20 protein-coding genes are annotated in these 21,268 nt (G+C 70.8%); 10 read left to right on the top strand and 10 right to left on the bottom strand.

Annotated elements, in window-relative coordinates:
• Positions 1 to 121 precede the first annotated feature (121 nt).
• Positions 122 to 1,120, bottom strand: coding sequence for an asparaginase (locus FE374_RS14425; protein ID WP_139929894.1), 999 nt, complete (start codon positions 1,118 to 1,120; stop codon positions 122 to 124).
• A 32-nt stretch (positions 1,121 to 1,152) separates the two neighbouring features.
• Here FE374_RS14425 and FE374_RS14420 point away from each other — a divergent pair, with 32 nt between their 5' ends.
• The 8 genes from FE374_RS14420 (at position 1,153) to FE374_RS14385 (ending at position 7,502) form a co-directional block, all read left to right on the top strand.
• Positions 1,153 to 1,872, top strand: a complete 720-nt coding sequence (locus FE374_RS14420; protein ID WP_168205700.1) for a GntR family transcriptional regulator — start codon at positions 1,153 to 1,155, stop codon at positions 1,870 to 1,872.
• A gap of 156 nt (positions 1,873 to 2,028) precedes the next feature.
• Positions 2,029 to 2,658 carry a DUF1989 domain-containing protein gene (locus FE374_RS14415; RefSeq protein ID WP_139929892.1) on the top strand — a complete coding sequence of 210 codons (630 nt, stop codon included), beginning with the start codon at positions 2,029 to 2,031 and terminating at the stop codon, positions 2,656 to 2,658.
• A gap of 38 nt (positions 2,659 to 2,696) precedes the next feature.
• Positions 2,697 to 3,746, top strand: coding sequence for an ABC transporter substrate-binding protein (locus FE374_RS14410; protein WP_139929891.1), 1,050 nt, complete (start codon positions 2,697 to 2,699; stop codon positions 3,744 to 3,746).
• Entirely contained in the window at positions 3,743 to 4,540 is a 798-nt protein-coding gene (locus tag FE374_RS14405; RefSeq protein WP_139929890.1) for an ABC transporter permease, read from the top strand. Before FE374_RS14410 ends, FE374_RS14405 begins: the two co-directional genes overlap by 4 nt.
• Positions 4,537 to 5,340 carry an ABC transporter ATP-binding protein gene (locus FE374_RS14400; protein WP_139929889.1) on the top strand — a complete coding sequence of 268 codons (804 nt, stop codon included), beginning with the start codon at positions 4,537 to 4,539 and terminating at the stop codon, positions 5,338 to 5,340. The genes FE374_RS14405 and FE374_RS14400 overlap by 4 nt, the downstream gene beginning before the upstream one ends.
• Complete coding sequence (locus tag FE374_RS14395) at positions 5,337 to 6,143, top strand: ABC transporter permease (RefSeq protein WP_139929888.1); 807 nt, start codon at positions 5,337 to 5,339, stop codon at positions 6,141 to 6,143. The genes FE374_RS14400 and FE374_RS14395 overlap by 4 nt, the downstream gene beginning before the upstream one ends.
• 22 nt (positions 6,144 to 6,165) lie before the next feature.
• The gene (locus FE374_RS14390; protein ID WP_223173547.1) at positions 6,166 to 7,101 is read left to right on the top strand and encodes a fumarylacetoacetate hydrolase family protein; all 936 of its coding nucleotides are present in this window, start codon (positions 6,166 to 6,168) and stop codon (positions 7,099 to 7,101) included.
• A complete protein-coding gene (locus tag FE374_RS14385) occupies positions 7,098 to 7,502 on the top strand; it encodes a RidA family protein (protein WP_139929887.1) in 405 nt (134 codons plus the stop codon). The genes FE374_RS14390 and FE374_RS14385 overlap by 4 nt, the downstream gene beginning before the upstream one ends.
• A 12-nt stretch (positions 7,503 to 7,514) precedes the next feature.
• Here FE374_RS14385 and FE374_RS14380 read toward each other — a convergent pair whose 3' ends face one another.
• From FE374_RS14380 to FE374_RS14345, 8 genes are read right to left on the bottom strand one after another with little or no spacing between them, the layout of a single operon-like run.
• Positions 7,515 to 8,747, bottom strand: a complete 1,233-nt coding sequence (locus tag FE374_RS14380; protein ID WP_139929886.1) for an MFS transporter — start codon at positions 8,745 to 8,747, stop codon at positions 7,515 to 7,517.
• On the bottom strand, positions 8,747 to 9,199 hold the full coding sequence (locus FE374_RS14375) for a MaoC family dehydratase (RefSeq protein ID WP_139929885.1): 453 nt from the start codon (positions 9,197 to 9,199) through the stop codon (positions 8,747 to 8,749). The genes FE374_RS14380 and FE374_RS14375 overlap by 1 nt, the downstream gene beginning before the upstream one ends.
• A gap of 15 nt (positions 9,200 to 9,214) precedes the next feature.
• Entirely contained in the window at positions 9,215 to 10,387 is a 1,173-nt protein-coding gene (locus FE374_RS14370; protein WP_139929884.1) for a thiolase family protein, read from the bottom strand.
• Positions 10,384 to 10,806: a Zn-ribbon domain-containing OB-fold protein gene (locus FE374_RS14365; RefSeq protein ID WP_139929883.1), complete on the bottom strand. Its 423-nt coding sequence runs from the start codon at positions 10,804 to 10,806 to the stop codon at positions 10,384 to 10,386. Before FE374_RS14365 ends, FE374_RS14370 begins: the two co-directional genes overlap by 4 nt.
• Before the next feature lie 10 nt (positions 10,807 to 10,816).
• Positions 10,817 to 11,965, bottom strand: a complete 1,149-nt coding sequence (locus FE374_RS14360; protein WP_139929882.1) for a thiolase family protein — start codon at positions 11,963 to 11,965, stop codon at positions 10,817 to 10,819.
• Positions 11,962 to 13,935 (bottom strand): acetoacetate--CoA ligase, encoded by a 1,974-nt coding sequence (locus FE374_RS14355; protein ID WP_139929881.1) that lies wholly within the window; start codon positions 13,933 to 13,935, stop codon positions 11,962 to 11,964. The genes FE374_RS14360 and FE374_RS14355 overlap by 4 nt, the downstream gene beginning before the upstream one ends.
• Positions 13,936 to 13,937: 2 nt before the next feature.
• Positions 13,938 to 15,446, bottom strand: a complete 1,509-nt coding sequence (locus tag FE374_RS14350) for an aldehyde dehydrogenase family protein (RefSeq protein WP_139929880.1) — start codon at positions 15,444 to 15,446, stop codon at positions 13,938 to 13,940.
• Positions 15,447 to 15,490: 44 nt separating this feature from the next.
• On the bottom strand, positions 15,491 to 15,913 hold the full coding sequence (locus FE374_RS14345) for a hypothetical protein (RefSeq protein WP_139929879.1): 423 nt from the start codon (positions 15,911 to 15,913) through the stop codon (positions 15,491 to 15,493).
• 287 nt (positions 15,914 to 16,200) lie between these two features.
• On the opposite strand from FE374_RS14345, the gene FE374_RS14340 reads away from it, so the two are divergent.
• On the top strand, positions 16,201 to 17,652 hold the full coding sequence (locus FE374_RS14340; protein WP_139929878.1) for an APC family permease: 1,452 nt from the start codon (positions 16,201 to 16,203) through the stop codon (positions 17,650 to 17,652).
• Positions 17,653 to 17,885: 233 nt separating this feature from the next.
• Positions 17,886 to 19,112, top strand: a complete 1,227-nt coding sequence (locus tag FE374_RS14335) for a PucR family transcriptional regulator (RefSeq protein WP_139929877.1) — start codon at positions 17,886 to 17,888, stop codon at positions 19,110 to 19,112.
• A gap of 108 nt (positions 19,113 to 19,220) precedes the next feature.
• Here the strand turns inward: FE374_RS14335 and FE374_RS14330 are convergent, their stop codons facing one another.
• A complete protein-coding gene (locus tag FE374_RS14330) occupies positions 19,221 to 21,194 on the bottom strand; it encodes a primary-amine oxidase (RefSeq protein ID WP_139929876.1) in 1,974 nt (657 codons plus the stop codon).
• Between the last annotated feature and the right edge of the window lie 74 nt (positions 21,195 to 21,268).

The raw sequence follows: 21,268 nt of genomic DNA, 5'->3' as shown, positions 1-21,268 counted from the left end.
AAGTTCCCCGTTGCTGGTGTGAGGCTCGGGCATCGGCGATGTTCGTCCGTGAGCCGCGCGATCGTCGGTGAGCCCGCGGGCTGGACCGGCTCAGACCTCGGCGCCGCGCCGGAAGGCCGGCTCAGACGTCGGCGCCGCGCCGAAAGGCCGCCTCCTGCTCTGCGCGTGCGCCGTGCGCCCACATCACCGCGGTGAGCAGGATGCGCGCCTTGAGCGGCGGCAGGTCGCCGGCGTCGAGCACGCCGAGGCGGTGCAGGTCCCGCTCGGAGCCGGGAAAACCGTAGGTGTCGCGGAGGAGAGGACCCGCGCCCGTGCGGGTGGCCGCAGCCAACGGCTTCGCCGCGACGACCGCCGCCAGCGCGTCGACCATCGCGGCCGGTACGTGACCGCCGCCCATCGCCGCGAGGACGACGCCCTCGCTGGCGGCGGCGGTGGCGCGCAGCGCGGCGCCGGTGTCGCCCAGGACCGCCGGTACGAGTGCCACCGCGGGCGCCGGCCCGTTCCCGACGGTGAGGGTCGAGCGGCGGGCGGGGGGTGGTGACCAGTAGCGCACGATGCCCTCGGTGACGCCGCCGACCGGCCCCGCCGCCGGGGACGCGAACGCGGCGAGCCGGGAGCTGTGCACCTTCGCCACCCGCCGGGCCGCGTGCACCTCGTCGCCGAACACCACCAGCACGCCCCGCCGGCGGCTCTCCGGAGCCACCGCGACCGCGACGGCGGCGAGCAGGTTGCCCGGGCCGTCGGCGCCCGCGGTGCCCGGCGGTCGCATGGCGCCGGTGACCACGAGCGGCTGGTCGCGGTCCCAGAGCAGGTCCAACAGGTAGGCGGTCTCTTCGATGGTGTCGGTGCCCTGGGTGAGCACCACGCCCGCGGCGCCGCCGTCGACAGCCTGTCGCGCCTGCGCCGTGACGTCGCGCAAGAGCTCGAACGTCAGCGAGGCGCCGGGCAGCAGGTGCGGGGTGGAGACGTTGAGGTCCGCGACGTCGAGAAGTCCCGGGGTGGCCGCGGCCAGGTCCTCGGCGGTCAGGCTCGGTACGGCGCCGCCGCCGCCGTCGTCGGAGCGGGGCATCGCGATGGTCCCGCCCAGACCGATGACCTCCACCGTCCAAAGGCCCGTCATGAATCGACTGTATATCAGGTACGATGCGACGCATGGCGTCACCGTCGAACCATCCGCTCGCGCCACGCCACACGGCGCCCGGGCGTCTCGAGGGCCTGAAGGACGTACGCCGGCAGACCGCGCACCAGATGGTGCGCGAGCAGCTGCGCCTGGCCATCCTGCGCGGTGTCCTGGCGCCCGGCACCCCGCTGATCCTCTCCGAGCTCAGCGAGCAGCTCGGGACGAGCCGGACCCCCATCCGCGAGGCGATCCGCGATCTTTCCACTGAGGGGCTGGTGGACTTCGACGCCTACCGCAGCCCGGTGGTTCATCAGGGCACGGTCGAGGAGGCCCGGGAGATCTACGAGCTCCGGCTCGCCCTCGAGCCGCTCGCGGTCACCTCCGCGATGCCTCGGCTCACGCCGGCGGACCTGGACCGGGCCGGCGAGCTCCACGAGCGGATGTTGGCCGTGGATGACATCGGGCAGTGGGTGGAGCTCAACCGGCAGTTCCATGCGGTCTTCATGGACGCCGCGCCCTCGACGTGGCTGCGCAACATGATCGGCATGCTGCGCGATGCCGCGGCGGTGCCGGTGGCCCAGTCGATCTGGGCGTACCGCGACCGGATGCTCACCGGGAACGACGAGCACGCCCGGATCCTCGCGGCGTTCCGGGCCGGGGACGCCGACCTCGCGGCACGGAAGACAAACGAGCACCTGCGCTCCACGCTGGCGATCGTCGAGGACTACTACGCGGGCAAGCTCACGCGATAACCCCGCACGCCGCACGGTTTGTCCATGCGCGCTCATGCCGTAGCCGTGCGCGACGGCGTGCGGACGAGGCTTGACAGCACGTGTCGGGCACCGCAATAGTGGCCCGTACGCGGTATACGATGTTCAATTGCGTGGCTCTCAAGGAAGAGGGACAACGTGGTCCACGACATCCCCGACAGCCTGACCGAGGTCATTCCCGCACGCGGACGCACGGCGTTCCCGATGGCCAAGGGCCAGACCCTGCGGATCGAGGACCTTGAGGGCCAACAGGCCGTCGACCTCATCTGCTACAACCTGGACAACCTCGACGAGGGGTTCTGGGCCGCCCACTCCGCCAAGCTCAACGGCACCATCTATCTCTCCACCGGCCACGTGCTGTACTCGACTCTGGCCAACCCGATGATGACGATCATCGAAGACACCGTCGGCGTCAACGATGTCATCTGCGGCTCCTGCAGCTACGCCCTCGACGTCGTGCGGTACGGCACCGAGAAGGCCAAGCCGGGGTGCATGGAGAACTTCGAGGCGGCGATCGCCCCGTGGGGCCTGCGCCGCAAGGACATCCCCATGTGCTTCAACATCTTCCTGCGCTACCCCGTCGAGGAGACCGGTGTGGTGTCCATCGACCACCCGGCACCCTCCACCGCCGGGGACTACATGGTGCTGCGCGCGGAGATGGACCTCCTTGTGGCCATCTCCAACTGCCCTCAGGAGAACAACCCGTGCACCGGGTTCAACCCCACCCCGTTGGGCATCTCGGTCCAGAGCACTGCCGACATGTCCTGAGGGCCGGCCCCGCCGACCCAGCCCTAGGAGGACCAGTCATGAGTCAACGACGACCCACCGTCCCGGTCCGTGCCGCCGCCGCGGCGACCCTCACCGCCGTCCTGGCGCTCGCGGCCTGCGGCAGCAGCGACGACGGCGAGCCGGCCGCCGGGGAGAGCGGCACCGACCTGCCCGTCGTACGCATGCAGGGCCTGCCGGCCGACCCGGCCGCCCTGCCCATGCTCGTGATGGAGGACCAGGGCATCGACACCAAGTACGGGTTCGACGCCGAGTTCCTCGAGGTCGACCCGGACGCCGCGGCCAACACACTCCTGCTCGGCGAGAGCGACGTCGCCATGGAGCAGGACGCGGTCACCATGACGCTCGCCCAGCAGCAGGGCGAGGAGGGCGTGGTGTTCTTCCCGGTGCTGAACACGATGATGTCGATGGTCGTGCTGGAGGACTCGCCCTACCAGAGCCCCGAGGACCTCATCGGCAAGAAGGTGGGCCACTTCGGTGTCGACTCCGGCACCACGTCGGTGATCGCCGTCATGCTCCGTGAGCTGTACGACATCGACCTGTTCACCGACTACGACCTCCGCGAGGCGGGGCCCGCCGCGCTGCCCGAGCTGCTCAAGAGCGGGGAGGTCGAGGCGATCCTCGACTACGAGCCGCTCGCGCTGCGGGCCGTCATCGAGGGTCCGGGCCGGTACGTGTTCGAGCCCGCCAAGGAGTGGGCGGGCGCCACGGGCGGCTGGTCGCCCTACCTCACCAACCTCGCCGCCCGCACCGACTGGCTGAACGACAATCTCGACCTCGCGATCAACGTGCGCGACGCGTGGATCGAGGCCGTGGGGGTGATCGAGGAGAGCAACTACGAGATCTTCGCCGAGGAGCCCTACGCCACGTTCCTCGCCCCCGGGAGCGACGAGGAGCTCCAGGGCTTCATCGAGTACTGCGCCGACCTGCCGTGCTTCCTCACCTCGTGGACGGACGAGGACATCGCCCACCTCAACGACTGGCTCGACCTCATGGTCAAGCACCAGATCCTGATCGAGGAGCGGGCACCGGAGCCGGTGGCCATCCGACTCGAGGAGCTCCAGAGTTGACGGCCGCGGGCCTCGCCGTCCGGCCGCGCCGGGTCCGGAGCCGGCACGGCCCCAACACCGCGCTGGTCGGCGTGGCCGGGGTGGCCAGCTTCATCGCGCTGTGGTGGGTGGGCAGCGAGCAGACGGCGTTCATCCCGCCGGTGACCGACGTGCTGGCCGAGATCCCGGCGTTCCTGGCCGACACCACGATCTACCGCGACATCCTCGTCAGCCTGATGCGGGTGGTGGGTGCGCTCGTGCTGGCGATCGTCGCCGGCCTCGCGGCCGCCGTGGTCATGGCCCGGGGCCGGTTCTGGGGCCGGGTGGTCAGCCGGTACGTCGACCTCGCGCTGGGGCTGCCGAGCACGATCGCCGCGCTGCTCGCGCTGTTCATCTTCAAGCGCTCCGAGATCGGCGTGTTCGTCGTGGTGGCGCTGGCGACGTTCCCCTTCGTCGCCATCGCCCTGAGCCAGGGCCTGCGGGCGGCCGGCGGGCACCTGACGGGGATGGCCTCGGTGTACGGGCTGGGGCCGTGGCGCACGATGCGGCACGTCTCGGTCCCGCACCTGGTGCCCTACACGCTCTCCGCGGTGCGCAACGAGTACGCGCACGCGTGGCGCGTGGTGGTGCTCGCCGAGGTGTTTTCGGTGAACAGCGGGATCGGGCGGCGGTTCATCCAGGCCTACGACCGCTTCCTGCTGATGGACGTGTGCCTCTGGTTGCTGACGTTCATCGCGCTGCTCCTGGGCACCGAGTACCTGGTGCTGCGGCCCCTGGAGCGGTTCGTCCTGCGCTGGCGTGGAGGTGAGGCATGAGCATGGTTCAGGCACCCCCGAAGGACTACATCTCGGTCCAGAACCTGAAGGTCGCCTACGAGAACGGCAGGGAGGCGCTCGGCGGGCTCAGCATGGACGTCGGGGAGACAGAGTTCGTGGCGGTCCTCGGGCCCAGCGGGTGCGGGAAGTCGACCCTCTTACAGGTGCTCAGCGGGCTGCTCCCGCCGTCCGCTGGCTCGGCGGCCATCGCCGGTCACGATGTCACCCGGGTGGCCGGGGAGCGGCTCCGGGTGGGGTACGTCTTCCAGGACCACCGCCTGCTGCCGTGGCGGTCCGTCCGACAGAACCTCGAGATCGTGCTCGCGGCCGCCGGCGTGCCCCGCGCCGAGTGGCCCGGCCGGATCACCAAGTACCTCACGATGCTCCAGGTCGAGCCGTACGTGGACAGCTGGCCCATGCAGCTCTCCGGCGGCCAGCGCCAGCGCGTCTCGATCGCGCGAGCGCTGGCGGTCGAGCCGGCGGTCATGCTCATGGACGAACCGTTCAGCACGCTCGACGAGGTCACCGCGCGCGTGATGCGCCAGCAGCTCTCCGAGCTGTGGATGGCCCGGCCGGGCGCGGTGATCTTCGTGACGCACTCCATCCGCGAGGCCGTCTTCCTGGCCGACCGGATCGTCATCCTCACCCGTGGCCCGGCGACGCTGCTGGAGGAGGTCGTGGTGCCGATCGGGCGGCCACGGCGCTACGAGGACCCAGCCCTGACCGCCGTCGAGGCCGAGATCGTCGACCGCGTCATGGCGGTGTGGGGAGACGACCAGCGACCCGCGGACACGCCGTGACCGCCACGAGCATCCGGTCCCCGCGTGCGGTGCTCGCACGGCAGTCGTCGGCACCGGGACGCCGCGGGATGACCGCGCTGTCCGCCGTCGTTGCGCTCGTGCTGGGCCTGGTGGTCTGGCAGCTCGCCACGTGGATCTCCGACGGCTGGATCCCGTCCGTGGGCGAGATCTTCGCCGCGATGGTCAAGGTGGTCCAGACCGGGGAGTTCTGGGAGGGCGTGCGCATCACGTCCTGGCGCATCGCCCAGGCCTTCGTCGGCGCGACGGCGGTAGGGTTCGCGATCGGGACCTTCATGGGCCTGAACCGCTGGGCGGAGGCCTTCTTCCGGCCGCTGACGGTGATCGCGCTCGCCATCCCCGACCCCGTCTACATCATCTTCGCCATCCTCATCCTCGGCACCGCCGAGTCCAGCGGGGTGATCGCGCTGACCCTGGCGGTCCTGCCGTTCGTCATCACCATCGTGCACGGCGCCGTGAAGGCGCGGGACCGGTCGCTGGACGACATGAGCCGGGTGTACCGCCTCGGCCGCCGGCCCTACCTCACCCACGTGCTGGGTCGGCAGGTCGCCCCCGGCCTGGTGGTCGCCGCCCGCACCTCGTTCGCGTTCGCCTGGAAGATCGTGGTGCTCGTCGAGGCCATCAGCCAGCCGCTCGGGGCCGGCGCCCAGATCTACACCGCCTTTCGCCTGCTGCGCGCTGACGAGCTGATCGCCGTCGCCGTCCTGTTCATCGTCCTCATGCGGGCCGTGGACGCGCTCGTCTTCGGCACGCTCGAACGCCGGCTCACGGCCTGGGCCCGCTGAACGTCTACCAAGGGAGAGAACGTTGCGACTCGGTCATGTGCACACCCCCGCCGGGCCCCGGCTCTTCGCGGAGGACGACGGCGTTCGACTGGTCGTCCCCGACGCCCTGCCCGGCGCCCCGGCCACCCTGGACGAGCTGGTCCGCTCGCCGGAGGACTGGCTGGACCGGATCGAGGCGGCGCTCGCGGACGGGGGAGGGGCGCGCCCGATCGGTGGAGGAGCCCGCTCAGACGGGGCGGCGCCCGCGCCGGACGGGACGCGCACCCTCAGCCCGCTGCTCACGCCGTCGTCCGTCCTCGCGATCGGCCTGAACTACGCCGACCACTGCCGCGAGTTCGGCACCACCCCGCCGGACACTCCGGTGATCTTCACCAAGGCCCCCCAGTCCGTGCTCGGCGACGGCGACGCCATCACCTGGTCCACCGACATTACCGACGCCGTGGACTGGGAGGCCGAGCTCGGCGTCGTCATCGGCCGCCGCACCCGCAACGTCTCGGTGGCCGAGGCCCTGGACGCCGTGTTCGGCTACACGGTGGTCAACGACGTCACGGCCCGGGACATCCAGAAGGCGGAGGCGCAGTGGGTGCGGGCGAAGAGCCTCGACACGTTCTGCCCCATGGGCCCGGTAATCGTCCCGGCGCGCGAGATCCCGGACCCCCAGGCCCTGGCCATCCGCAGCCGGCTCAACGGCCAAGTCATGCAGGACTCGAGCACGGCGGAGATGATCTTCCCGGTCGCGGAGCTCATCTCCTACCTCTCGGCCTCCCTCACCCTCGTGCCGGGTGACGTGATCGCCACCGGGACGCCGCTCGGGGTGGGGGCCTTCCGCACCCCGCCGGTGTTCCTGCGCGACGGGGACACGATCGAGGTCGAGATCGAGCGCATCGGCACGCTCACCAACACCTGCCGCACCCTGGCGGCGGTACCCACAACATCCACCACGAAGGAGCAGGCATGAGCACCGCACCCGTACTGACCAACCCGGAGGCCCTCGGCACCCCCCTCGGCCCGTACTCCCACGTCAGCCGCGCCGGGGACACGGTCTACGTGGCCGGCCAGGTGGGCGTCGCGCCCGACGGGGAGCTGGCCGGCGAGGACGTCATGGCCCAGACCCGTCAGGCGTTCGCGAACATCCGGATGGCGCTGGAGTCCGAGGGGATGGGCCTGGAGAACATCGCCAGGCTGACCACCTACCTGGTCGACGCCGACGACATCGCCCCCTTCTACGAGGTGCGCGCCCAGATCTTCCCCGAGCTCTTCCCGAACGGGAAGTACCCGCCCAACACCCTGCTCGTGATCGAGCGGCTGGTGAAGCCCGAGTTCCGGATCGAGATCGACGCGATCGGCTACGCCGGCTGACGGGGGCCGGTCTCATCCGGTGAGGCCCTTGACGGCCGGCTCCGAGTCGTCTCCCGTGCCGACTCGCACGAGCGCCCGGATCGCGAGCGCCCCGACGGCCGGGCCCAGCGCCAGCACCGTGAAGGTCCAGCCCCACCCGCTGCTCTCCTGGAGCAGGGGAGTGAGCCACACGATCGGCACCGTGACGATGTAGCCGCACGCCATCTGCAGGGTGAGCATGCTGCCGACGTAACGCTGGTCGGCCACCTGCGTGATCAGCGCGGAGAACTGTGCGGAGTCCGGGATGACCCAGAACCCCCACACCAGGGCGACGACGACGACGAGCCACACCGGCCCGCCGGCGAGCCAGCCGATCAGGAGCGCGCAGGAGCCCGAGATCAGCATCGAGATGATGGCGGTCCGGGCACTGCCGATGCGCTCGGCGAGACGTCCGCCGAACCAGCAGCCGATCGCGCCGATCCCGATCACCACGAAGGTGACAAGGCTGCCGAGGCGCCCGGTCTCCGGTGTGCCGCCCGCCGCGAGCACCGAGCCGAAGAACACCCCGAACCACGCCCACATGGCGTACAGCTCCCACATGTGCCCGAAGTAGCCGAGCGACGTGAGCAGCACCCGCCGGTCGCTGAAGGCACGGAGCGCATCGCCTAGCCGGAACGTGGTGCGCGGGAACGGAAAGGGCCCGTCGCTCGCCACGAGGAACGCCGTCGCCGCCCCGAGGGCGCTGAGGACGCTGCTCGCCACGACGACGAAGCGCCAGTCCAGCCCGCCCGCCGCGGCGGCGAGGTGCGGGCTCGCCGAGCCCAGGGTGAGCGCCCCGATGAGGACGGCGAGCGCCGTCGCCCGGGACGCCCTGAACCAGGTGGCGATCGCCTTCATGGCCGGTGGGTAGACACCGGCCAGGCACGCGCCGGTGAGCAGGCGGACGCCGATGGCCCCGGCGCCGGTCTCGACGACCAGCAGGCCCAGGTTCGCCGCCCCCGCCAGTGCGGCCCCCGCCGCCATGAGCTGGCGGGGGCCGAAGCGGTCGGCGGCGCTCGTGAGGGCCAGCAGGACGGCGCCGATGACGAACCCGACCTGGACGCCGATGGTCAGCCATGCCGAGGCGCCGCTGGACAGGTCGTACTGCACGCTGAGCTGCGGCACGACGGCGCTCGCGGAGAACCACGTGGCCATGCCCAGGAGCATGGCCAGTCCCAGCGCCGCCAGGCCGCGGTAGGCGCCCGGCGGGACCTCGGCGCTGGTCATCAGTCCAGGGTGACGGTGAAGGTCACCGCCTCGCCCTCGATGCAGACCTCCCCGTCGGCGTTCGTCACCGTGGTCTGGACGGTGCAGATCGGCTTGTCCTCGCGCACCTTCGTGACCGTGACGGTGGCCGTCATGGTCTCCCCGAAGTAGGTGGGCCGCTTGAAGCTCCAGCTGACCGACAGGAACACCGTGCCGGGCCCGGGGAGCTTCTCCGCGACGACCGCGTTGAGCAGGCCGGAGGTGACGCCACCCTGGGTGATCAGCGCGCCGAACCGCGACGCCTTGGCGGCGGCCTCGTCCACGTGGAGCGGGTTGTAGTCACCGGTCATCTCGCTGAAGAGCTCCACCTCGTGGGCCCCCAGCGTCTTGGTGATGCTCGCCGACGCGCCCACCTGGGGCATGCCCAGTCGGGTGCCCTCCCAGCCGATGGCGCGGGTGCTGGTCTCGGTCATGGTCGTGCCCCTTTGCTAGTTGAGGTTCTCCAGGAGGACGGCGGCGCCTTGCCCGCCGCCGCCGCACATGCTGGCCACGCCGTAGCGTTCGCCCCGCCGGGCCAGCTCGCGGGCGAGGGTGAGCACCAGCCGGAAGCCGGTTCCGCCGAGCGGGTGGCCCAGGGCGATCGCGCCGCCGTTGGGGTTGACGATGTCCAGCGGGACGGACAGGCGACGGCGGCTGGCCTCCACGACGCCGGCGAAGGCCTCGTTGATCTCCAGCAGAGCCACGGCGCTCAGCGGCACGCCGGCACGCTCGAGCACCTGCTCCACGGCGACCGCCGGCTTGAGGTGCAAGGAGGCGTCCGGGCCGGCGACCTCGGCGTAGCCGGCGATCCGCGCGAGCGGCCGCGTCCCCGCACGCTCCGCGGCGGCCGCTGAGGTCACGGCACCGATCGACGCGCCGTCGGTCATCTGCGAGGAGTTGCCGGCCGTGATGGTGCCGTCCTCGGCGAACGCCGGCCGGAGCGCGGCCAGGCGCTCGCGGCTCGTGTCTCTGATGCCCTCGTCGTGCTCGACCGTGCGTCCGTCCACGTGCACGGTGACGATCTCCTCGGCGAGCCGGCCGGCGTCGCGGGCCGCCGCCGCGCGCTCGTGGGAGCGCAGGGCGATGTCGTCCTGGACGTGCCGGTCGATGTCCAGCTCGGCGTTCGCCCGCTCGGAGAGCACGCCCATGGACTCGTCGACGAGTGCGCACCACAGCCCGTCGGTGGACAGCGAGTCGATGAGGTTCAGGCCGCTCATCGAGGCGCCCTGGCGCAGGTAGCCGACATGCGGGGCCCGGCTCATCGAGTCGACCCCGCCCACCACGTACGACGTCCCCTCGCCGAGGCGGACCCGCCGGGACGCGTCCGCCACCGCGGCCATGCCGCCCAGGCAGACGTTGTTGAGGGTCAGGGCCGGCACGATCGGGTCGACACCGGCGCTCGCCGCCACCTGCCGGGCCGGGTTCTGCCCCTGCCCGCCCTGGAGCACCTGGGCCAGGAGCACCCCGTCGCAGCGGCGCAGATGTTCGTGCCGCTCCAGCAGGGCGCGCAGCGCCTGGGCACCGAGCTCACGGGAGGGCAGCGTGCTCAGCCCCTTGAGGTACTTGCCGAAGGGCGTGCGCACGCCGTCGAGCAGGACGGGGGTGCGCTCCGCCGTCGTCACGACAGCTCGCCGTCGTCAGTGCCGAACAGCGGCAGGGTCACGTCGCCCTGCGGCTCCCAGCGCACCTGTACCGGTGCCTCCACCGGGAGCTCGTCCGCGCCGGGACCCACCAGGCGCGTGAGCATCCGGAAGCCCTCGTCCAGGTCCACGAGCGCCAGCGCGAAGGGCGCCAGCGCAGCGAAGGCCGGATGGCCGGGCTTGTGGACGACCGCGCGGGAGGCGAGCCGGCCGCGCCCGCCGCTCACCTCCCACGTCAGGTCGGCGTGCCAGCACCGCGGGCAGTGCGCCCGGGGCGGGAAGATGGCGCTCTCACAGGATCGGCAGCGCTGGAAGCGCAGCTCCTGCTCGGCCGCGCCGTCCCAGAACGGCTGGCTGATCGGGGTGGGGGTCGGGGCCGGGAACGGGATCGTCTTGTCCATCGGGTCTCCTCTAGTCCGCGCGCCGCAGCACGAGCGCGGTGGCTTCGCTCAGGGTGGCGCCGTTGCCGGTCACCAGCGCGGTGCCGGCGTCGCGCACCTGGCGCTCGCCCGCCTGGTGGCGCAGCTGGACCACCGCCTCGGTGATGTGGGACATCCCGCCGGCCAGGTCGGCCTGGCCGAACGAGAGCTGCCCGCCGTGGGTGTTCAGCGGTGTGTCGCCGGCCCAGGTGAGGTCGTGCTCCGCCATCCACGGCCCGGACTGGCCCGGGGCGCAGACCTGCGCGTCCTCGAGGGTGATCGCGATGACGATGGAGTAGCAGTCGTAGAGCTGCATGAGGTCCATGTCCGCGGGCCCGGTGCCGCTCTGGGCGTACGCCCGCGCGATGGCGGGCTTCAGGGGCCCGGACGTCAGCGACGGCGCGGAGGACATGGCGCGGTGGGTCACCTTCTCGCCCGCTCCGGCGATGAGCACGGCCGGGTGCGGGAACGACCTGGCCCGCTTCTCGCTCGTGACCACGAACGCCGCGGCCCCCGCGCACGGCATGACGATCTCCAGGAGCCGGAGCGGCTCGACGACCATCGGCGAGGCGAGAACATCCTCGACCGTCAGCGGCTGGCCGTGGAACACGGCCGCCGGGTTGAGCTGGGCGTTGTGCCGCTGGGCCACGACCGGCCGGGCGAGCTGCTCGCTCGTGGTGCCGTACTCGGCCATGTGCCGGCTGGCGAGGAACGCATAGGAGGTGTTCGCCCCGGACGCCCCGAACGGGACGTCGAACTCCCGGATGGGGTTGCGGTTCGGGGAGCGTGCGCTGCGGCCGCGCTCGTTGACGTTGCCCAGGACGCACAGCACCGTCTCGCACATCCCCGCCTCGATCGCCGCGGCCGCGCGCCAGGCCATGCCCGCGGCGGTCGCCCCGCCGAGGTCGACGATGCCGGCCATCGTCGGCCGCAGCCCCAGGTACTCCGCCACGGTGGCCGGCACGTGCTGGGGTGTCTCGCCCACCTGCGGCCCCACCAGCAGGCCGTCGACGGCGTCGGGCGTCAGCCCGGCATCGGTGATGGCGCGGATGCTGGCCTCGGCCAGCATGCTCAGCGTGGTGGCCCCTTCGGAGTACCGCCGCGGGGCGAGCTCCCCGATGCCGACGATGGCCCCGCTCATGCCACGACCTCCGTGAGCATCTCGAGCCGGTAGTGCTCGAGGTCTCCCGCGTCCACGAGGGACTCCCGGTTCTTGATCTCCTTGCCCAGGAGGGTCTGCAGCACGGCCGCCTCGACCTTCTTCCCTGCGAGGTTGTACGGCACGGCCGGGACCGTGAAGATCCGGGCCGGGACGTGCCGCGGGGACGCCTGCGTGCGCAGCCGGTGCCGCACCTCGGCGTAGTCGACGCTCCGGCCCGCCTCGGGGACCACGAAGAGCCAGATCTCCATGTCGTCCTCGACCGGGAAGCCGACGACGACGGAGTCGGCGACACCGGGGGTGGTCTCGACGACGCGGTAGATCTCGCTGGTGCCGATGCGCACACCGCCCGGCTTCAGGGTGGTGTCCGTGCGGCCCGAGACGACCACTCCGCCGTGCGGGCGAATCTCCGCGAGGTCGCCGTGGTACCAGACCTCGGGCTTGGTGGCGAAGTAGGTGCCCACGTACCGCTCCCACCCGTCCTCGCCCCAGAAGCGCAGCGGCATCGAGGGGAACGGCTCGGTGCACACCAGGTCGCCGGGCCGCCCGATGACCGGGACCTGCCGGTCGTCGAGTGTCGCGACGGCCAGGCCCAGCCCCTTGCACTGGATCTCTCCGCTACGCACCGGGAGCAGCGGGTTGCCGAGGACGAAGCAGCCGAGGATCTCGGTGCCGCCGGAGATGGACGCCAGGATGAGGTCCTGCTTGACCGCGCCGTAGACGTAGGCGAAGTGGTCGTCGGTGAGCGGGGCGCCCGCCGAGCAGATCATCCGCAGCCGCTCGAGCTGGAAGGTGTCCTGGGGCCTGATCCCGAGCTTGTCCTGGGTGGCCAGGTACTTCGGCGACGTGCCGAAGTGGGTGGCGCGGGTGTCCTGGACCAGGCGGAAGAGGACCGCCGGGTCGTCCTTGGGGATGGCCGCGCCGTCGTAGAGCACCACCGAGGCACCGCAGGCCAGCGCCGCGATCGACCAGTGGTACATCATCCAGGCGGTGTTGGTGAAGTAGAGCATCCGGTCCCCGGGCCGGACGTCACCGTGGAGCACGTGCTCCTTGACGGTGTTCAGGAGCACCCCGCCGGCTCGGTGCACGATCGACTTCGGCAGCCCCGTGGTGCCGGACGTGTAGACGATGTAGGCCGGGTGGTCGAAGGGCAGACGCCGGAACTGCGGCGCCGTCTCGAGCTCGTCGGTGAGGTCGGCCGCGCCGTGCACGCGCGCGGTGCCGGTCGTCGACGCGGACGACGTCCCGCCCAGGATGACCACGTGCCGGAGCCCCGGCAGCGCCGCCCCCACCTTGAGGCCCTTGTCGACGAGCGAGTGGCGCCTGCCGTTGTACACGTACCCCGCGGAGACCACGAGCACAGCCGGGTCGACCTGCCCGAACCGGTCGAGCACCCCCTGCACCCCGAACTCAGGGGCGCACGAGGTCCAGATGGCACCGAGGGACAGCGCGGCCAGCGTGTGGGTAAGAGCGTCCACCGTGTTCGGCAGGATGCCGGCCACCCGGTCCCCGGGCTGGACCCCGAGCCCGGCGAGCATCCGCTGCGCCCGGCCCACCCGGATGCGCAGCTCGTCCCGGGTGACCTCGGTGACGGCGCCCGTCTCGTCGGCCTGGAGGACAGCGACGGCGTCGGCCGGGCCCTGGAGCAGGTTCTCGGCCAGGTTGAGCGTCGCGTCCGGGAAGAAGCGGGACCCCGTCATCGGCGCGTCCTGGTCCCGGACGAACGCGGTGGCTCCCCGGTCGCCGACGACGCCCGTGAACTCCCATACCGCCGACCAGAACTCGCCCGGCTCTGCGACCGACCAGGCATGCAGCTCGTCGTACGCCGCGCCCGGGAAGCCGGTGGCCGCCATGAACCGGGCGAGGTTGCTCTCCGCCGCCTCCGCCGGGTCAGGCGACCACATGACCTTGCCGGTGTCCACGGCGACGTCCTTGACTGGTGAGATCGTCATGGTCAGCCTTCGCCGTCCAGCGCGGTCCACACGGTCCGCGTCTCGAGGTAGGACTCGAGGTTCTGGTGGCCCATGTCGCGTCCGTACCCCGACCGCCGGAAGCCGCCGAAGGGGGCGGCCGCGTCGGTCAGACCGTAGGTGTTGATGTAGACCGAACCGGCGCGCAGCATCCCGGCGAGGGTGTTGGCGCGGCCGATGTCCCGGGTCCAGATCCCCGCCGCCAGCCCGTAGTCGGAGTCGTTGGCACGGCGGGCGATGTCCTCCAGGGTGTCGAAGGGCTGGACGACGACGACCGGTCCGAAGATCTCCTCCCGGACGGCCGGCATGGTCTCGTCCACGTCGACCAGGACCGTCGGCCGGACGAAGTACCCGGAGGGGTCGACGCCGTCGGGTGTGCCGGAGCCGCCGGCGACGGCACGTCCGCCGCGCTCGACCGTGTCGTCGATGTAGGAGCGGACCCGGTCCAGCTGCCGGCCGCTGATGAGCGGGCCGACCTGGGAGCGGGGGTCGCTGCCCGGTCCGACGACCATGCGATCTGCGGTGTCCGCGAGGCCCGCCACGACGTCGTCGAAGATCCCGGACTCCACGTACAGGCGCGACCCCGCCGAGCAGGCCTGCCCGGCGTTGAAGAAGATCGCTGACGCGGCGCCGGCCACGGCGGACTCGAGCGGGGCGTCACCGAAGATGATGTTCGGGCTCTTGCCGCCCATCTCGAGGGTGACGCGCTTGACCATCGGCGCGCACTTCGCGGCGATGTGGGTGCCGACGGCGGTCGACCCGGTGAACGCCACCTTGTCCACCAGCGGGTGCTCGACCAGGGCCTCCCCGGCGACGCTGCCGAGGCCCGGGAGAATGTTGAGGACACCGGGGGGGATACCCGCCTCGAGCGCCAGCTCACCGAGCCGCATGGCGATCAGGGGGGTGTTCTCCGCCGGCTTGAGGACGATGGTGCAGCCCGCGGCCAGCGCAGGCGCGACCTTCCAGATCGCCATGAGCAGCGGGTAGTTCCACGGCACGATCTGGGCGACGACGCCGACCGGCTCGCGCTCGGTGCGCACCATCACGTCCGGGATGGAGACGGGGATGGTGTTGCCCTCGATCTTCGTGGGCCAGCCACCGAAGTAGTCCAGGTGCCGGACCGTCAGGTCGATCTCGACGTCGCGTGCCGCCTGGCGCAGCCAGCCGCCGTCGACGACCTCGATCTCGGCCAGCTCGTCGGCGTGCTGCTCGACGAGCCGTGCGAGTCGGATGATCGCCCGCCCGCGGTCCAGCGCGCTCATCCGCCGCCACGGTGCCCTGAGGTCGAAGGCGCGGTGGGCGGCACGGACGGCCCGGTCGACGTCGGTGGCGTCCGCGGACGCCGCGGTCGCGACCTTCTGCCCGGTGGCGGGGTCGAGGACGTCGAGCGTCTCGCCCGAGTGGGAGTCCACGAGCTCCCCGTCGATGAGCAGCTTGGGCTCTCGCTCGAGGATGTCGCTGATGTCGTGAGGCCGGGTGTCGATGGCGGTCATGGGTATCCCTTCGTTGGGCGCGGGCTGAGTGTGAGCTGGACCGGTCAGGGCCGTGAGGCCTCGGGAACGGGTGCCGCCGTTCGGCGGGGGGCGCCGCTGTGCCGGATCGCGAGGAGCAGAAGGTTGACGGCGGCGACGACGGCCATGACGACCATCAGGGCCAGGCTCAGGGAGAGCATGGTGGACCCGCCGCTCGCCTCGTGTCCGTGGTGTCCGTGCATGTGGTCCATCGGTATGAGCAGGTGCGCCAGCAGCATGGCGCCGTACATCAGCAACGTCTGGGCCCATCGCCTGGCGCTCGGTGCCTTCCACAGGTGCCATACGCACACGAGGCACCCGAACGCCATCACCAGCATCAGTGCGGTGCCGAACCCCTGCAGGGGCATCTGCACAGCCGCGACGAGGTGGGCGACGACGCTGGCGCCCGCGATCAATGCGGCAACCTTGCCGGATTTCTCGAAGTTCATAGGACTAGTCGTAGTGGCACGCGCACCGCGGTGGAACTGGGGAAATCGAGAACGTTTGCCGGAGTCCTCGCGTCCTTTGCAGGGGGGCGCCTCGTTCTTTGCGGAGCGCCGCCATATGTGGCGCCTCTTGCGTGATTCACGAGGTCGAAGTGTCAAGTGTTGAGAATTTCTCTACAGACAGCCCAAACTGGCCGCCCTATGGTCGCCACGAGGTCAAGGGACGTTCGGTTCCCTGTCCGACAATGCAGGTCCGATGAGCGCAGCGTGGCGCATCGAGGAGGCAGGAAATGACCAAGGATCTCGACTTCGAGCCGGCGGGGCCGCCGGCAGCAGGCGTCGCTGAACGGCCCGAACGAGCCCGGCTCAGGGGTTCGCTCGGAGTGTGGGGAATCGTCTTCATCGTCGTCGCGGCGGCCGCGCCCCTGGGGGTGATGGGCGGCACCGTGCCCATCGGGCTGGGCTTCGGCAACGGCGCGGGCTTCCCGGCCGCGTTCGCCGCCGGCGCGATCATCCTGCTGCTCTTCGCAGCCGGGTTCACGGCGCTGACGCCCTACGTGCGCAACGCCGGTGCCTTCTACTCGTACATCGGGGCGGGGCTGGGCAGGAAGACCGGCTTCGGCGCCGCGTTCGTCGCTCTCCTGGCCTACACGGCCGAGGTGATCGCGGTCTACGGGCTCCTCGGCGGGGGCGCGGACAACCTGTTCAGCTCTTGGGGGCTGGACGTGCACTGGGCGTTCTGGGCGATCCTCGCCTGCCTCGGGGTCGCGTACCTCGGGCACCGGAACATCGACCTCTCCAAGCGTGTGCTCGGGGTTCTCCTCATCGCCGAGGTCGTCATCATCGTCGCCCTCGACACGGCCGTGTTCGTCACCGGGGGCGACAGCGGGCTCTCCACCGGCTTCCTCGAGCCGAGCACGGTCCTGTCGGGAGCGCCGGGCCTGGCGCTGCTCTTCGCCTTCCTCGGGTTCCTCGGATTCGAGGCGACCGCGGTCTTCCGCGACGAGGCGCGCGACCCGGACCGGACCATCCCGCGCGCGACGTACACCGCCGTCATCGTCATCGGCGTCTTCTACGTGATCTCGACGTGGGCGCTGATCTCCGCGTGGGGGGACCAGGCCGCGCTGGAGGTCGCATCGACGGCCCCGGACTCGATGCTGCCGCTGGCCACCGAGCGCTACCTCGGCACGATGGCGTTCCACCTCGTCCAGGCGCTCTACGTGTCGAGCCTGTTCGCCTGCGTGCTCTCGTTCCACAACATCGTGACCCGGTACACCTTCACGCTGTCGAACCGCGGCGCCCTTCCCGCCCTGTTCGGGAAGCCGCACGCCAAGCACGGCTCGCCCCACACGGCGTCCGCCATGCTGACCGTCGTCGCTATCGTCTTCATCATCGGTGCCGCCCTGGTCGGGCTCGATCCGGCGAACCAGCTCTACGCGTGGTTCGCCGGCACGACCACCGTGGCCTTTATCCTTCTTCTCCTCGGTACGAGCACCGCCGTGCTCGTGTTCTTCAACCGTCAGCGCAAGGCCGGCCAGCTGACCCACAGCGTGGGACGGGCGTTCGTGGCGCCTGGTCTGGCGGTGCTCGGGCTCGTCGGTGTCACGATCCTGGTCCTGCAGAACTTGCCAGGCCTGGTGGGAGACTCCAAGCCGATCGCGATCGGGATCCTCTGCCTGCTGGGAGCCGCGTTCGTCGGGGGCTGGGTCCTCGCGGCCAAGCGCCCGATCTCCCTGGAGTGACCTGATCCGACCGACATGACGTTGGGACCGCTGCACCCGCACCGAGGGGCGGCGGTCCCAACGCCGTTGTCCGCCGGAACAGGACCAGGCGCCGTCAGCCGGTTCGGGGCCGTAGCGCTGAGACTCCACGACCGACCGCGCCGGCGCGGGCCATACTGCACCAACGTCCGGCTCATCTGTGCACGGGGCGGTGGGCCGCGCGGGTGCGGCGGCGGGCTTGCGGAAGGTGCGACGTGACCGAATCTCTCGACTCGACGATCCGCCGGCTGATCCAGCGGATCGAGCTGAGCCAGGAGCTGGCGACCCGGATCGTCGCGGTCTACCGCGCCGAGGTGCCGGACTACTCGAAGCTGTCCGCGGCGGTCATCGAGAACGACGTCCTGCCCAACTCCCTGAGCCTGGTGGAGCACCTGCTCACCAGCATCACCACGCTGTCCGACGTGGACCCGGAGTTCGACGAGCAGCTACGGGACAGCGCCGTCCGTCGGTTCCACCAAGGTGTGTCCATCGAGGGCCTGCTTCAGTCGTACCGGCTCTGGGGCCGCCTGGTCTGGAACGAGATCAAGGCGGTCATCCGGCCCGAGGATCCCGTCGAGGTCGCGTCGGGGCTCGAGGTCGCGGAGCGGATCATGACCTACGTCGACCACACGTCGGTCGTCGTCGCCCAGGCCTTCTTCGCCGAGGTCTCCGGGGTGCGGGCCGACAGGTCGATCGTGCGGGGGGACCTGCTCGACGCGCTTCTGGGTGACGCGCCCGCCAGCGCCGAGGTCGAGCGGCGCCTGGCCGCGATGAGCAAGGAGCTGTCCGGTTCCTACGTCGTGCTCGTGCTCCACACCGAGGACCGGTTCAACAGCGGGTCCTACTCCCTGCGATCGGCCGTGGACCACGTGCGGGAGAAGCTGCGTCCGGACAAGGAACGGCTGCTCATCGGGGCACGCGGCCAGGAGCTGGTCGTCGTCTACCCCACGACGGCGACCGAGCGCGAGGGCGAGATCGAGGAACGCTGCGAGGCGGTCGCGGTAGGCCTCCACCAGTACGTCGTCGGCGTCGGGCGCCGGCACGAGGGTGTGCAGGGCATCGAGATGAGCTACGGCGAGGCCGCGGAAGCGGCGGCGATCGCCGTCTCGCTCGAGAGGTTCGGCAGGGTCACGCACTTCCGTGAGGTCCTGCTCGACCACCTCGCCCGGGCGAGCCGCTTCTCGCACTCGCTCATCGAGGACACGCTCGTCCCGCTCAGGAAGTACGACGACGAGCGGAACACCACGTTGGTGCAGACCCTTCGCACCTTCTACGAGACGCGGTACAGCCTGACTCGCAGCGCGAACCTGCTCCACGTCCACCCGAACACCGTCACCTATCGGTTGCGTCGCGTGCACGAGCTGACCGGCCTGGACCCGGCGGACCCCGACGACCTGCTCCTGCTGTCGATGGGTCTCAAGCTGGGCGAGCTCGACCGGTAGGCGAACCCCGCACGGGTGCCAGCCGTTCGCACGGCGCCGCCCCCGAACCCGTCAGGACCGCCGCCGGCGCGGCGGTCCTGACGGGTTCGGGGGCGGTGGTGGCAGCCGCTAGTGGCACTGGCAGCCGTGGCCGCCGGACGTGGTGCTGCAGCACTGCGCCGCCCGCGGCAGCGGGGCGTCGAGCGCGGGGTTGCGGTCGAAGAACCCGTGGGGCTTGATCCAGAACGACATGGGGTCGCTCGGCATGATGGGCCAGTCCTCGGGCCGCGGCGTGTGGGTCAGGCCGAACGAGTACCACAGGACGACGTCCTCGTTCTCCAGGGCCCGGTCCTGCTCCTGGAAGGAGGGCAGGCCCGGCCGGTCCTCGGGGTTGGACTGGTTGGGGTACTCACCCGCCGCGTAACGCTCGTTCTGGTCGTACTTGGTCACCCACAGGTGGTGCCGCGCGAACTCGGCCCGCCGTCCGAGCGAGGAGTCCGGGTGCATCAGGTAGGTGCTGTTGTTGCCCGGCATCAGCTTGTACGCCACCGGCTGGCCGAGCCGGTTGTGCACCTCGGGGTTGATGACCTTCCAGTACCTGTTCCGCTCCAGGCTCATGTCGCGGGCCGCCCCGGACTCGCGCGCGAGGACCGTCTCCGTCGTGGTCATGGCGTTGCCGTAGGGGTTCTCGTCGCTGATCGGCAGCACGGTCGAGTCGACCTCGACGACCGAGTTGCGCACGCCGTCGACGGCGAAGTCGAGCCGGTAGTTGAAGAAGTGCTGGTGGTTCGTGCCGCCGAGGTTGGGGGCGACGAGCGGGGCGTAGGGCGAGGTCTCGCCGTCGGCGAGGGCGCGCGTGTGCATGATGCCTGTGGCCTTGACGGTGTGCTCGATCATGCCGTCCTGGTAGAAGTTCCAGTAGAAGGCGTAGTCGTAGTTGCCGATGGTGCAGATCGAGGAGATCACCATCTTCCGGCTCCGGCGGACCTCGGCCTGGTTGGCGCGGGGGTCGAAGTGCTTCCACAGGATGCCGGCGTCCTCCTCGTGGAGGCAGATCGCGTTCTTGATCGTCATCGGCTCGCCGAGCTCGTCCGCCAGGACCGCGTCCATGTACCGGATCTCGCCGAGGCAGTCACAGCCCAGCTCGAGGGAGTTCGTCAGCTTGCCGATGCCGTACTCGCCGACGTCGAGCGGCGCCTGGTAGTAGCGCGCCTCCGAGGGCTCACCGTACGGGACCGCCATCTCCGACAGGCTCGCGCGGTAGAGCACCGAGCGTCCGTCGTAGGTGATGTCGCTCAGGACCAGTCCCTCACGCGAGTGGAACTGGATGACGACCTTCCACTTCTGCCACTCCAGGACGTTGCCGTCGAGCGCGAAGCTCACACCCTCGGGCTGGACGATGTCCAGCGGCTTGAGGTCGGTGCGGAGCGGCCCCCAGGTCGACTCGACGGTGGCGGCGTCGTACCGCCCCGTCTCGGTCGGCATCGGCGGTGCGTCCGCCTCGTCCAGCAGGCTGATCATCTTGCGCTCGTAGAGGTCGAGCACCGGGACGAGGCCTTCCACCGGGTGGGCGTAGCCGTTGTCGGTGCCGTCCTCGCGCCAGTACACCAGGCCGCGGATGAGGCGGCGGCCCGCCTCCTCGGGCCGGGCGAAGTTGCCGGGGGAGAGGGGGTCGACGAACACGTTCGCGACGTCGATGCCACGGCGGGCGAGGGCGTCGACGAACCGGGGGTCGGCCTTGGCGATCTGCTCGGCCTCGTCCCACTCCTCCCAGAGGATCATGGGCTCGGACCCCTTGGGGGCGACATCCCATCGCGCCACCTCGGATGACGACAGGTTGACCACGACCTCGTGCGTCTCCCGGGTCGCCTTGTCGATGATGACGAGCTCCACCAGGCGGTCCACCGTCTCGCCCGGTTGCCGGGCGAGGGTCGCCTCCTTGTCCTCCCAGAGCGCCACCGTGACGAACCGGGCCCGGTCCGTGAGCCGGCCCGACTCCTTGGCCAGCGCGACTGCCGCACGAATCTCATCGGCTGTCAGTGCCGCCAATGGATGGGCCGGTGGCGTGATGACCGGGGCCGGAGCAACGGACTTTGAAGACATGGATACACCCCTTTGTGCGCAGACAAGTGACGGCTCCAATAACGACAGCCGTACGTCCCCATCATGAGTGATGT

The organism is Georgenia yuyongxinii, from assembly GCF_006352065.1.
Lineage (GTDB): Bacteria > Actinomycetota > Actinomycetes > Actinomycetales > Actinomycetaceae > Georgenia > Georgenia yuyongxinii.
The sequence above is the reverse complement of the archived record's forward strand: the minus strand, read 5'-3'. Positions and strand labels throughout refer to the sequence as shown.